Raw genomic sequence first — 12,564 nt, 5'->3', positions numbered from 1 at the left:
GAGCCGGGCCCGCCGCCCACACCCGGCGTCGCCCGCGCCGCTGCTCGTCGGCGCCGAGCCGGTCGCTCAGATGTCATCTTCGTCGTCGACCTCGAGGCGCCGGGTCCGTGAGAGCGCCAGCTCGCGGAAGCGGTCCTGGGCGTGCACCAGGCCGTCGCCCTTCACCGGCTGCCACGAGCCGTCGGGTCCGAGGGACCACGCCAGGCTGTCGTCGGCCAGGTTCACGTCGATCACCTCGCGCACCTGGGCCTCGAGCCCCGGGTCGATCACCACCGTGAGAGCCTCGACCCGGCGGTCGAGGTTGCGGGGCATGAGGTCGGCCGAGCCGAAGGCGACGAGCGGGCCGCCGTCATCGGAGCCGTTGGCGAACCAGTAGATGCGCGAGTGCTCGAGGTAGCGGCCGACGATGGAGCGCACCCGGATGCGTTCGGACAGGCCCGGCACCCCCGGGCGCAGGCAACAGGTGCCGCGGATGACGAGATCGATCTCGACGCCGGCCTCGGACGCCTCGTAGAGCAGGTCGATCATCTGCGGATCGACCAGGCTGTTCATCTTCATGATGATCCGGCCCCGGCCCGGACCGGCGTCGATCTCGCCCCGGATGAGGTCGACGATGCCGGAGCGCAGCGAGTGGGGCGCCACCATCAGCTTGCGGTACCGCACGTTGCGGCCGTACCCGGTGAGATAGTTGAACAGCTGGGTCAGGTCGGCGCCGAGGTCGGGATCCGCGCTCAGCACGCCGAGGTCCTCGTACAGCGTGGCCGTCTTGGAGTTGTAGTTGCCGGTGCCGACGTGGCAGTAGCGGCGGATGCCCTCGGGCTCGTCGCGCACCACGAGCAGGGTCTTGGTGTGGGTCTTCAACCCCATCAGCCCGTAGGTGACGTGGACGCCCGCCTCCTCCAGCACCTTGGCCCACTCGATGTTGTTGGCCTCATCGAAGCGGGCCTTCAGCTCGACCAGGGCCGCGACCTGCTTGCCCCTCTCCGCGGCGCGCACCAACGAGCGCACGATGGGGCTGTCGCCCGAGGTGCGGTAGAGGGTGATCTTGATGGCCAGGACCTTGGGATCGCGCGACGCCCGACGCACCAGCTCCTCGACCGAGGTGACGAAGGAGTCATAGGGGTGGTGGACGAGGATGTCGCCCTCGGCGATGGCGGCGAAGATGTCGAGCTTCTCCCCGTCGGGGGCCGAGAGCCGGATCGGGGTGACCGGCGGGGATGGCTCGTCGTGAAGGTCGGGGCGGTCGAGGGCGTGGACCGCCCACAGGCCCCCCAGATCGAGGGGACCGACGTGCTCGTAGACGGCGTGCTCGTCGACGTCGAGCTCGCGCATGAGCAGCTCGCGCACCTGGGGGGTGGCATGGGCGTCGATCTCGAGGCGCACGGAGCGGCCGAACCGTCGGCGGCGCAGCTCCATCTCCACCGCGGCGAGCAGGTCGTCGGCCTCTTCCTCCTCGAGGGTGAGATCTGCGTTGCGGGTCACCCGGAAGGCGACGTGCTCGTCGACCACCATGCCCGGGAAGAGCTGGTCGAGGTGGGCGGCGATCACCTGCTCCAAGGGGACGAAGCGCTCGCCGTCGGGCATCACCACGAAGCGGGGCAGCACCGGCGGCACCTTCACCCGGGCGAAGCGCTTGTCGTCCGTGACCGGGTCGCGGACGGTGACGGCGAGGTTGAGCGAGAGGTCCGAGATGTAGGGGAAGGGGTGACCGGGGTCGACAGCGAGGGGGGTGAGCACCGGGAAGATGCGGTTCTCGAAGACGCCGACCATGTGGGAGCGGTCGTCGTCGTCGAGCTCCTCCCAGGACGAGAGCACGACGCCGCTGGCCGCCAGGTCAGGGACGATGTGCTCGAGGAAGAGCCGCTCCTCGCGCTCGACGAGCACGCGGGCCCGGGCCGTCAGCTCGCGTACTTGGGCGGTGGGCGACCGGCCGTCGAAGGCCCGGTGGCGGATGCCCGCCGCGACCTGGTCGAGCAGCCCGGCCACCCGCACCTGGAAGAACTCGTCGAGGTTCTGGCTGAAGATGGCGAGGAACTTGGCTCGCTCGAGGAGAGGGATCAACGAGTCGTCGGCCAGGGCGAGGACCCGTTCGTTGAAGTCCAGCCACGACAGCTCGCGGTTCAAGAACCGGTCGGGGTCGTCGCGGGCGAAGCCCCCGGGGCCCGGTGTCGCGGCCTCACCGGTCGTCCGCGCCTCGACAGGCGGGGACGGCACGGGCTGCGGCTGCGGCATGGCCCGTCAGCCTATCGGTGGTGGCCGACGAACGCCGACCGGCCCCTGCGTGAACGGGCGGTGGCCGTGGGGCGGACAGGCGGTGGACGGTGGTGGCTGCGCCCGGAGACGGGGGGGCCAGAGGGCAGCGCGACGGTGCGGTGGTCGGTTCGTCAGGCCCCGCGGGCCAGAGGGCGGCGCGACGGCGGTGTCAGGCCCCGCGGGCCAGGAGGGCGGCGCCGACCACGCCGGCGTCGTCGCCCAGCGCGGCGGGGACGACGGGCACGGCCAGGCCGCCGCCCAGGAGCCCGGCTGCCGCTGCTCCCACCCGGGCCACGAGGTGAGGGCCGAGCTTGTCGGCCACGCCGCCGCCGATCACCACCACCGAGACGTCCACCAGCATCACGGCCGTGGCGATGGCCGCCCCCACGGCCTCGACCGCCTCGCCGAGGAGCTCGTGGGCCATCGGGTCGTCTCGATCGAGGGCCTTGGCGAAGACCGACGACTTCATGCGGTCGTCGCCGGCGATGTCGATCAGGGCGGTCGGCTCGCCGGCGGCGTGACGGCGCCGGGCCTCGCCCTCCATGCCGGCCCGCCCGGCGTAGGCCTCGACGTGGCCGCGCCCGCCGCAGCCACACCGACGTCCACCGGCGCGGACGACGAGGTGGCCGATCTCGCCGGCCAGGCCCCGTGGCCCCCGGCGCAGGCGCCCGTCGAGCAGCAGCCCGGCGCCGACGCCGGTGCCCATGAACACGCACAGGGCATCGGGGTACCCGACCGCGGCGCCGTGGGCCGCCTCGCCCAGGGCGCCGGCGTTCACGTCGTTGTCGACCACGATGTGCGGGATGCCGGTCGCCTCGCGGAGCAGGGTCCGGAGCGCCACCGGAGGGTCCCAGCCCACCATGTTGGGCACGCCGCCCACGACGCCGTCGGAGTCGACGAACCCGGGGGTGCCGACGCCGATGCGCTCGGCACCGCCGAGCTCTCGGACCATCTCGGCGATGGCGGCGGCCACCGCCTCGGGCCCGTCGGTGGAGGTGGGGCGCTTGACCCGGGCGCCGACATCGCCGTCGCCGTTGACGGTGGCGGCGAGGACCTTGGTCCCGCCGAGGTCGACGCCGATGGTCGCCGGGGGCACGGCCGCCTCAGCTCTCGGGCTCGCCCAGGTCCCAGTCGAGCAGCAGGTTCTCCCGCTCGGCGTCGCGGATGACGCGCTCGCGGTTGCGGCGGAACTGCGGGTCGTGGGGCGGCACCAGCTGCAGACGGGCCTGGACCCGGTCGCGGAACCCGTCGATCAGCATCCGGTCACCGAAGTCCGACCCGATCTCCCAGTGGGGGGCCACAGGACCGAGGTAGATCACCCGGGCATGGCCCCGCGGGGGCTCGTTGGGATCGCGCTCGAACTCGGTGTAGGTCAACGGGGTCTCCTGGGGCCGACGGGCCGGGTGCAGCCGACCACCCTACCGACTGGCGCGCGGACGGTGCCCGACGGCGGGTCAGCCGCCGCGACGCTTGAGCGTGGCGTCGACCTGGTCGACCCGGCCCCTGCGCTCGAAGGAGATCGACACGACGTCGCCGGGAGCCTTGGCCCGGACGACCTCGCTCAACACCTCGTTGGTGTCGGTGGTCTGCCCATCGGCCTCCAGGATCACGTCGCCGGGCTCGAGGCCGGCCTCCTCGGCGCCCGAGTCGGGGAGCACCTCGGACACCAGGAGACCCTCCATGCCCGTGACGCCGAACTGCTCGAGCAGCTCGGGTGGGATGTCAGGGCTGGTCACCTCGACGGTCGAGGTGCCGAGCACCGCCTGTTCGGGGTTGACCTCGCCGTCGCCGTCGCGCAGGTCCTCGATGAGGGGCTTGAGCGAGTCGATGGCGAGGGCGAAGCCGATGTTCGCCGCCCCGGGGATCACCGCGGTGTTGATGCCGACGACCTCGCCCGCCGCGTTGAGCAGCGGTCCCCCCGAGTTGCCTGGGTTGATCGCGGCGTCGGTCTGGATCAGGTTGTCGAGGGCGATGGTGCCGCCGTCCTCGGTGTCGCCGCTGATCGAGCGGTCCTTGGCCGACACGATGCCGGTGGTGACCGTCGGCTTGCCGCCGAGGCCGAGGGCGTTGCCGATGGCCACGACGTCCTCGCCCACCCGGAGGTCGTCGGAGGACCCGAGCACTGCGGCGCGCAGGTCCTCCTTGCCCTCCACGCGCACCATGGCCACGTCCTCGCCCGGGAACGACCCGACCAGCTCGGCGCCGATGGCGGAGCCGTCGAAGAACGTCACCGAGATCTCGTCGGCCCCCTCGATGACGTGGGCGTTGGTCACGATCAAGCCGGTCTCGTCGATGACGAAGCCGGTGCCGGCACCGGTGGCGCCGGGCTGGGCGTTGAAGCCGGTGTTGATGGCCACCACGCTCGGCTCGGCCGCCTCCAGGATCTGCTGGATGTCGAGGCGCTCTCCGGGGGCCACGCTGGGGCCCGCAGCCGTGGTGGTCGAGCCGGGGCCGACCGCCTCGACGTCCTCGTCGCTGGTGACCAGCACCAGCCCCGACGCGATGAGAGCGGCGACCACGGCGCCGACGATGCCACCGACGAGAGCGGACATGAGCCGCCCGCCCCGGTCCTGGGGGGACGGCGAAGGACCCGACGCGGGGGTCGAGCCCGGTGCACCACCGCTCGCAGGGCGCACCGGTCCGTAGCCCGGCGGGTACGGCGGCTGGCCGCCACCCGAGGCCGCGGGCGGTCCCGCCGGATACCCCGGCCCCTGCCCGCCGGAGGGGGCCCACGGTTGCGGCCCGGTCGGCGCCGCTGCGGCCCGGTCGGGGGCCCGAGCAGAGCTGCCGGTGCCGGACGAGGACGGGGGCGGTGACCAGGTGGTCGTGGGTGCGGTCGTCCCTCCCGGGCCGCGCGGGGCCCAAGGGTTCGGGGTGCCCCCCTGTCCCGGGGGAGGAGCTGACGGCGGGTACGACACGGGGTCTCCTTCGGTGCCCGTCCGCGACCGTGCGAGCGACGCCGGGGGCGCCGTCACGCTACCTCGCCCTCGTCAGGGTCCGACCGCAGCGGCACCAGGTCCGCACCGGGGGGGCCTCCCACCCGTTCGCGTCGTTCCCCCGCCGTGCTGGCGGGCAAGGTCCGGTCCGCCGCGATCGGGAGGCTTCCTTTACACGGGCTTGACCGGCGATCTGGGAAGACCCATCCAGACGACCCGCACCAGCGAACCACCCATGGGTCCCGGCGTCGAGGATGAGGTCACCACCGTGAACGAGTATCAGATCGCCAAGTGGATGCAGCGGGGGAACTGTGCGCACGAACCGCCGTCGAGGTTCTTCCCCAGCGACGGGGTCGGGGTCGAGGTCGCCCGGCGCATCTGCGCGACCTGCCCGGTGAAGGAGCCGTGCCTCGAGTACGCCCTCGAGCATCGCATCGAGCACGGCGTGTGGGGCGGTTGCTCCGAGCGGGAGCGGCGTCGGATCCTACGCCGCCGCCGGTTGGCCGCCCTCGAAGCACAAGAGGAGCTCGCCCGCCAGCCCGGATGACGAGGACGGGTCCGTTCCCACCCGGCTGAGAACCATCACAGCCCGCCCCGAGGGGCGGGCTGTGGAGGTCTCGGGGCGTCGCCGGGAGGTGCGGTTGCGGCGGCCTCGCGGCCGGGAGCTCTAGCGGGACTCCTCATCGAGGCGCTTCAGCTCGGCTTCGCGCCGGCGAAGGTCATCCTCGCGGCGTAGGAGATCCTCCTCCTCCTTGGAGGGCACCGGAGTCGCGGCGACGTCCTTGGCGGCCGCCTTGCGGCGAGCCTCGGCCTCCTCCTCCTCGGACCCCTTCTCGAACTCCCGTCGGGCCTCACCGAGAGACTTCGCCAGCTTGGGCAGCTTGGCGCCGCCGAAGATGAGGAGGATGATCACGAGGATGATCATGAGTTCAGGTGCACCTAGACCGGCCATGACCTCAACCCTACCGGTGCCTCGGACGCTTTGACAGGCGGGGTCGGGCGCCGGACCCTGACGGGACGGATCGGCCTGACACACTCGGCGCCGTGCTCGAGTGCGTGCTCAACGTCAGCGAAGGTCGCGACCTGGTTGCGTTGGACCACCTGGTCCGCGCCGCGGGCGACGACCTGCTCGACCTCCACACCGACGCGGATCACCACCGCAGCGTCCTGACGCTCCTCGGTGAGCAGGCTCCCCGTCGCGTCACACGGGCCGCGGTCGACCGCCTCGACCTCCGGGTCCACTCGGGCGCCCACCCACGCATCGGCGTGGTCGACGTCGTGCCGTTCGTGCCCCTCGGGGCCGCGTCGTCGATGATCGAGGCCACCGCCGCTCGCGACCGCTACTGCGCCTGGGCCGCGCAGGACCTGGGGCTCCCCTGCTTCACCTACGGCCCCGAGCGCACCCTCCCCGACGTGCGATCCCGGGCCTTCGCGGGCCTCGACCCGACGACCGGACCGCACCGGCCCCACCCGAGTGCGGGAGCAGTGGCGGTCGGGGCCCGCGACCTGCTGGTGGCCTACAACCTGTGGCTCGTCGAGCCCGACCTCGACGGGGCCCGGCGCATCGCCCACGCCCTGCGTTCGCCGTCGGTACGGGCCCTCGGCCTGGCCGTGGGCGACGAGGTGCAGGTGTCGATGAACCTCATCGACCCGAGCCGCGTCGGTCCCGCCGAGGTCTGGGACCGGGTCGCCGGGCAGGCCCGGATCCACCGGGCCGAGCTGGTGGGGCTGGTGCCCGCCGCGGTGCTCGCCGCCACCCCGCGCGGGCGGTGGAGCGAGCTGGACCTCGACGAGGCCCGGACGATCGAGGCTCGCGTCGCTGGCCGGCGTTGAGGTCAGCCGCCGCCGACGGCGGTGGCGCTCTCAGCGGCGGCCTCGTCGCCGCGCCGGCCGACGGCCCGCTGGCGCCGCAGTCGGCGGCGCTCGCGCTCACTCATCCCGCCCCAGATGCCGAACTTCTCGCCGTTGTCGAGGGCGTACTCGAGGCAGTCCTCGCGCACGACACAGCCACGGCACACCTCCTTGGCCTCGCGAGTCGAGGCGCCCCGCTCCGGGAAGAACAGGTCGGGATCGACACCGAGGCAGTTGGCGTAGTCGTGCCAGCCGGGCGGTTCACCGGTCTCATGGGAGATGTGCATGATCGACCTCCTGTCCCCCGACCCCTGACGACGTCAACGGCCTACTACCACACTCGTAATTACATCGGTGTGATCTTGACCGTTCGCTGGCCGTTGCGCAAGGGCGGAGTAGGTTTCCGCCCTCGTGACCCTGACATCTGCGCCGTATGACCCACCCGAGGGCCATGATTCCGGCTTCGCCCTGTTCGCCAAGGACCGTCGCACCTGCGTCGACGACGGCACCAACATCGCCTGGACGCTGCTCCCGGCAGCCGACGGCGTCGCGGCGCACCACCCCGTCGTCGCGGTCAACGGTTGGTCCTGCAGCGACGCCTACTGGGTCCACATCGCCCCCGCCCTCGCCGGCCTCGGACACCCCGTCCTGCTGGTCGATGCCCGGGGCCACGGCGCGTCGGGCCTGCCCCGCCACCCCGGTCGCGGGGCGCGCGAGCTCCGGCCCGACGACATCACCATCGGTCGCCTGGCCCGGGACCTCGTCGAGATCGCCGATGCCGCCGGGATCGAGCGGGCCGTGGTGATGGGCCACTCCATGGGCGTGCAGGTCGCCCTCGAGCTCGATCGCACCGCGCCCGAGCGCGTGGCCGGGCTGGTGCTCATCGCCGGGAGCTACGAGAACCCGCTGAAGACCTTCATGGGGATGCCCTTCGCCGACATGGTGTTCCCGATGGCCAAGCTGGCCGTCACCACTGTGCCGGCCGCGATCACCCGAGTGGCCATGGCGCCGGCGCGCCTCACCGCCTTCGGAGCCTGGGCCGCCAAACGGGCGCGCGCCACGGGGCCCAAGGCCAAGGCGGCGGACATGGCTCCGTACCTGCGCCACATCGCCGCCGCCGACACCGCGGTGATGATCCGCACCCTCGACGCCATGCGTCGCCACTCCGCCGCCGACCACCTCCGCCGGGTGACGGTCCCGACGCTCATCCTCGCCGCCGAGCGCGACACCTTCACCCCACCCCGGTGCTCGACCCACATGTTCGAGCGCATCCCCACCGCCGAGATCCAGTGGTTCCCCGAGGCCGGCCACACCCTGCCCATCGAGGAGCCCGAGGCGATCGTCGCCCACATCGCCGAGTGGCACGACCGGCGGGTCGAGCCCGGCTGACGCGAATGGATGACCTCATCGTCGGGGCCGACGATGGTCGCGCCCGCTGTGGGTGGTGCGGCACCGACCCGCTCTACGTCGCCTACCACGACGACGAGTGGGGCCGACCGGTCACCGACGACACCCGACTCTTCGAGAAGCTCTGCCTCGAGGGCTTCCAGGCCGGCCTGAGCTGGATCACGATCCTGCGCAAGCGACCCGCGTTCCGCGCCGCGTTCGCGGCCTTCGACATGGCGACCGTCGCCGGCTTCGACGAGGCCGACGTGGCCCGGCTCCTCGGGGATGCCGGCATCGTCCGGCACCGCGGGAAGATCACCGCCGCGGTCGCCAACGCCGATCGAGCCCTTGCGCTCATCGACGAGGTCGGCTCACTCTCGGCCCACGTCCGGTCGTTCGTGCCCGAGGCGGTGGCGCGCCGCCCCCGCCCGGCGCGCCTGGCGGACGTCCCGGCCACCACCGCCGAGTCGTCCGCCCTCAGCGCGGACCTGAAGCGTCGCGGCTGGCGCTTCGTCGGACCGACGACGGTGTACGCCTTCATGCAGGCGATGGGCCTCGTCGACGACCACCTCGAAGGCTGCTGGGTGCCCCCGGGACCTTGACGATCCGTCCCCGGCCGGGCGGGGCCCCGGCGGACGGGCTCTCCCGCACCGGACCGGGCGACGGGTCGGTCAGCTCGCTCGCCGGCGGGTCATCTCCCGGCGCTGCTCGATGAAGTCGACGAGCACGTAGTCGCCGAGGGTCTCGGGGGTGGTGAAGAACGCCCGGCCCCGGTTGAGCTCGGTGAGCTGCTCGATGAAGCGCTGGAGGTACGGCGTGGCATCGAGCATGAAGGTGTTGATGCGGATGCCCTCGCGGGTGACGCGCAGCACCTCGGTGAGGGTGGCGTCGATCGTCTCCTGCACCGGCGGGTAGTGGAACACCGGTGCGCCGGCCGCGTTCAGGTGGGCGGTCGGCTCGCCGTCGGTGACCATGATGATCTGCTTGGTGCCGCCGCGACCGGCGAGCATCTTGCGCGCCAGCATGAAGCCGTGCTGCATGTTGGTGCCGTACACGAAGTCCCACGACACCTCGGGCAGCTCGTGGGCGACGATCGGCCGGGCGACCTCGCTGAAGCCGACCAGGCCGAGGAAGTCGCGCGGGTACTGCGTTCCGATCAGGTGGTGCAGGGCCATGGCCACCTTCTTCGCCGGCAGGAAGTTGTCGCGCATGGGCATCGACAGCGACAGGTCGATCATCAGCACCGTCGAGGCCCGCACCGTGTGCTCGGTGCGCTCGACCTCGAAGTCGTCGGGGGTGAGGCGCACCGGCGTGCCCCCGCCCTGGCGGGTCAGCGCGTTGCGGATCGTGCGCTCGATGTGGAGGTTGAACGGATCGCCAAACTCATAGGCCTTGGTCTCATCGGCGCGCTCGTGGCCGACGCCGGTGCGGTCGGTCTGGTGGCGACCGAGCTGGGTGGGATCGAGGCGCTTGAAGATGTCCTGGAGGGCGTTGCGCCCGATGCGCCGCAAGCCGTGGGGGGTGAGCTCGAGGCGGCCCTCGCGCTGCTCGATCAGGCCGGCCTCGGTGAGCATCTCGACCAGCTCGCCCATCTTCTCCAGGCTCTGGGCGGCGTCGTCGCCGAGGAGCTGGCGAGCCCGTTCGAGGTCGACGTCACCCAGCGCACCGGGTGACGAGGCCCGGGTCAGGAGCTGTTCGAGCTGATCGAGGTCGCTCAGCTCGTCCATCACGCCCGCCGCCTCGGCGAAGCCCAACGGATCCGCGCCCTCGAACTCATAGCGCCGACCCCACCCGGCGTCGGGGAACAGCGACCGCAGGTTGGCGCCGAGCTGGTCCATCTGCCACTTGAGGTCCAGGTCATCCATGAGGGAATCGGACAGGGACTGGAGCTGGGCCCTCTGCTCGGGGCTCATCGACGCGAGCATCGACTGCATCGCCGCCATGCGCCGGGCCATGGCCTCGAGCAGCTCGTCGAGGTTGGTCGGGTTCTCCGGGAACATGTCGCCGTAGCGGCTCATGAAGCCGTCGAAGTCGGGTTCCTGGCCTGCGGCCCGCTGCGCGAGCATCTCGTTCAGCTCGGCGAGCATGTCCTTCACCCGGGCCATCTGCTCGGGGTCGGGGTCGGCCATGGCGTCGGACATGCCGTTGAACCAGGACTGCACCATCTCCTTGCCGAGCTCGTCCATCAGGGCGTCGAAGGCGTCGCGCGCCTCGTCGGAGGTGAAGTCGTGGTCCTGGAGGGCCCGGACCTGGCCGGCCAGGTCCGGGGGCAGCCCGGCGAGGTCGTCGCGCCGCTGCTGGGCCACCTGCTCGGTGAGCTCCTGGCGGCGGGCATCGCCGGAGTCCGCCGCCTCCTGCTCGAAGGCGTCGATGGCATCGGCGTCCTGGGCGATCACGTCTCTCAGGCGCTCGGCGATGTCCTCGTAGGCGCCGCCGAGGTCGTGCTGCTCGAGGCGTTCACGGCGGGCGTCGCGCAGCCGGTCGATCAGGTCGCGGATGCCCTGGACCTGCTCGCCGTTGCGGTCCTCGAAGCCCTGCTGCATCAGCCGGCGCAGGGAGGCGGCCAGGTCGCCGTGGTAGAGCAGGTCGTCGGTGACCTGGCCGAGCACGTCATCGGCGTCGAACTCGAAGCCGGTCTGGCTACCGTCCCAACGGCTGTAGCGAAAGCGCGACGACGACATGGCATCACGCTACCGGCGCCCCGAGCGGTCCGCCCCGCACCACCTCGCTCCGCCGGCCCGTGCCGTCGCTCGGCCGCGATCGCGGCGCTCGGCTGGCTCCTACCGTGGGCGTGGCGACCGGAGGAGGGTGACGTGGGCAGCACGGACGGACCGACCAGGGTGCAGCGGCGGCTGCGCATCGAGGGTGCGGTCCAGGGCATCGGCTACCGGGCCGGCTGCGCCCGGGCCGCGGAGCGGGCCGGGGTTGCGGGCCACGTGCGCAACCTGCCCGACCGCAGCGTCGAGGCCGTGGTGGAGGGCACCACCGACGCCGTCGAGGCCGTGGTGGCCTGGTGCCGCACGGGACCGGAGGGGGCCCGGGTCGACCGGGTCGAGGTCACCGACGAGGCCCCGACCGGCAACGCCGGGTTTGCGGTCCGGGGCTGAAGGAGGGAACGGCGGGCCCCGGACACCGAGCCCGGCCCGTCGGTCAGGAGGACGCCGCGGTGGTGGGCTCGTGGGTCACCGGGAAGGCCACCGAGCGGGCGATGAAGCACATCTCGTGGGCCTGCGAGTGGAGTGCGGCTGCAGCCGCGACCATCGCCTCGGCGCGCACGGTGACGTGGGGCCGCAGGACCACCCCCACGAACCGCCCGGACCCGTCGCTGTCCAGCTCCAGCTCTCCGACCGGCCGGTCGACGTAGGCATCGACGACGATGCCGGCATCGGCCGAGAGGTGCAGGTACCAGAGCATGTGGCACTGCGCCAGGGATGCGACCAGGAGCTGCTCGGGGTTCCAGCGGTGGGGGCTGCCCCGGAAGGCCGGGTCCGACGAACCGGCGATGGGCGGCCGGGAACCGTGGGAGACCACGTGGTCGCGCCGGTAGGAACGGTAGGACGCGGTGCCCTCGCCGTCGGCGCCGGTCCACTCGACGGTGACCTCGTAGGAGTGCCGGTTCGCCACGCCGCCAGCGTAGGCAGCATGGACGTCGCGAGGGGCGGAAGATCCGCCCATCCCGGGCGCGGTTCGTCGCCGCCGGGGGCGGGGGCGATGATGATGGGGTGACAACCGGCCCCACCCGCGCCGATGCGCCGTCGGGCGGCGCCGGGGACGTGGGGATGTCGACGGGCCCGGGGGCAGGGGGCGGGGTGCGGTCGTGGCGCGACGTCAGCGCGGGGTTCGGCTGGGTCGTGGCCGGGGTCCTCGTGGTCCTCGGGCTGGTGCCGCTCACGCTGATGGGTCCGGGGACCGACCTCGACGTGGCGGCGGTGATCCAGTCGGGCCGGGCCGTCCTCGACGGCGACTACGCGGTCAGCCGGGCGCCGGGCGCCCCGGTGCACGAGGCGGCGGTCGGTGGGCTGGAGGCGATCGGCGGCACCGTTGGACCCAACCTCGGCTCCCTGGCGGCCGGGGTGGCGCTGACGGTGCTGCTGGCCGTCTTGCTCCGTCGGGAGGGGGTCGGGCGGGTCGGGCTCTC

At 72.6% G+C, this 12,564-nt stretch carries 14 protein-coding genes; 6 read left to right on the top strand and 8 right to left on the bottom strand.

Going from position 1 to position 12,564, the window contains the following annotated elements:
* Positions 1–66 precede the first annotated feature (66 nt).
* From VNL12_RS07540 to VNL12_RS07525, 4 genes are all read right to left on the bottom strand, one after another.
* The gene (locus VNL12_RS07540) at positions 67–2,232 is read right to left on the bottom strand and encodes an RNA degradosome polyphosphate kinase (RefSeq protein ID WP_325593132.1); all 2,166 of its coding nucleotides are present in this window, start codon (positions 2,230–2,232) and stop codon (positions 67–69) included.
* A 190-nt stretch (positions 2,233–2,422) separates the two neighbouring features.
* Positions 2,423–3,349, bottom strand: a complete 927-nt coding sequence (locus VNL12_RS07535) for an ROK family protein (RefSeq protein ID WP_325593128.1) — start codon at positions 3,347–3,349, stop codon at positions 2,423–2,425.
* Positions 3,350–3,356: 7 nt separating this feature from the next.
* A complete protein-coding gene (locus tag VNL12_RS07530; protein WP_325593126.1) occupies positions 3,357–3,629 on the bottom strand; it encodes a hypothetical protein in 273 nt (90 codons plus the stop codon).
* Between the two features lie 78 nt (positions 3,630–3,707).
* Positions 3,708–4,805, bottom strand: coding sequence for a S1C family serine protease (locus tag VNL12_RS07525; RefSeq protein WP_325593123.1), 1,098 nt, complete (start codon positions 4,803–4,805; stop codon positions 3,708–3,710).
* Positions 4,806–5,457: 652 nt separating this feature from the next.
* Between VNL12_RS07525 and VNL12_RS07520 the strand changes: the two genes are divergently transcribed.
* Positions 5,458–5,736: a WhiB family transcriptional regulator gene (locus tag VNL12_RS07520; RefSeq protein WP_325593121.1), complete on the top strand. Its 279-nt coding sequence runs from the start codon at positions 5,458–5,460 to the stop codon at positions 5,734–5,736.
* Between the two features lie 120 nt (positions 5,737–5,856).
* On the opposite strand, the gene VNL12_RS07515 is transcribed toward VNL12_RS07520, so the two are convergent.
* Positions 5,857–6,114 (bottom strand): twin-arginine translocase TatA/TatE family subunit, encoded by a 258-nt coding sequence (locus tag VNL12_RS07515; RefSeq protein WP_414654865.1) that lies wholly within the window; start codon positions 6,112–6,114, stop codon positions 5,857–5,859.
* Between the two features lie 119 nt (positions 6,115–6,233).
* Here VNL12_RS07515 and VNL12_RS07510 point away from each other — a divergent pair, with 119 nt between their 5' ends.
* A complete protein-coding gene (locus VNL12_RS07510; protein WP_325593117.1) occupies positions 6,234–7,022 on the top strand; it encodes a hypothetical protein in 789 nt (262 codons plus the stop codon).
* A gap of 2 nt (positions 7,023–7,024) precedes the next feature.
* On the opposite strand, the gene VNL12_RS07505 is transcribed toward VNL12_RS07510, so the two are convergent.
* Positions 7,025–7,327, bottom strand: a complete 303-nt coding sequence (locus VNL12_RS07505; protein WP_325593115.1) for a WhiB family transcriptional regulator — start codon at positions 7,325–7,327, stop codon at positions 7,025–7,027.
* 124 nt (positions 7,328–7,451) lie between these two features.
* Here VNL12_RS07505 and VNL12_RS07500 point away from each other — a divergent pair, with 124 nt between their 5' ends.
* On the top strand, positions 7,452–8,429 hold the full coding sequence (locus VNL12_RS07500; protein ID WP_325593113.1) for an alpha/beta hydrolase: 978 nt from the start codon (positions 7,452–7,454) through the stop codon (positions 8,427–8,429).
* Positions 8,430–8,434: 5 nt separating this feature from the next.
* Complete coding sequence (locus VNL12_RS07495) at positions 8,435–9,028, top strand: DNA-3-methyladenine glycosylase I (protein ID WP_325593111.1); 594 nt, start codon at positions 8,435–8,437, stop codon at positions 9,026–9,028.
* Positions 9,029–9,097: 69 nt separating this feature from the next.
* On the opposite strand, the gene VNL12_RS07490 is transcribed toward VNL12_RS07495, so the two are convergent.
* Positions 9,098–11,107 (bottom strand): hypothetical protein, encoded by a 2,010-nt coding sequence (locus VNL12_RS07490; protein WP_325593109.1) that lies wholly within the window; start codon positions 11,105–11,107, stop codon positions 9,098–9,100.
* A gap of 132 nt (positions 11,108–11,239) precedes the next feature.
* Here VNL12_RS07490 and VNL12_RS07485 point away from each other — a divergent pair, with 132 nt between their 5' ends.
* Positions 11,240–11,533, top strand: coding sequence for an acylphosphatase (locus VNL12_RS07485; RefSeq protein WP_325593107.1), 294 nt, complete (start codon positions 11,240–11,242; stop codon positions 11,531–11,533).
* 43 nt (positions 11,534–11,576) lie between these two features.
* Here VNL12_RS07485 and VNL12_RS07480 read toward each other — a convergent pair whose 3' ends face one another.
* Positions 11,577–12,050 carry an OsmC family protein gene (locus VNL12_RS07480; RefSeq protein WP_325593105.1) on the bottom strand — a complete coding sequence of 158 codons (474 nt, stop codon included), beginning with the start codon at positions 12,048–12,050 and terminating at the stop codon, positions 11,577–11,579.
* A gap of 98 nt (positions 12,051–12,148) precedes the next feature.
* Between VNL12_RS07480 and VNL12_RS07475 the strand changes: the two genes are divergently transcribed.
* On the top strand, positions 12,149–12,564 hold a 416-nt coding region (locus VNL12_RS07475), incomplete at its 3' end, for a hypothetical protein (protein ID WP_325593103.1).

The organism is Iamia sp. (assembly GCF_035575815.1).
GTDB lineage: Bacteria > Actinomycetota > Acidimicrobiia > Acidimicrobiales > Iamiaceae > Iamia.
Note: the sequence above shows the minus strand (reverse complement) of the source record. Positions and strands in the feature narration are given on the sequence as shown.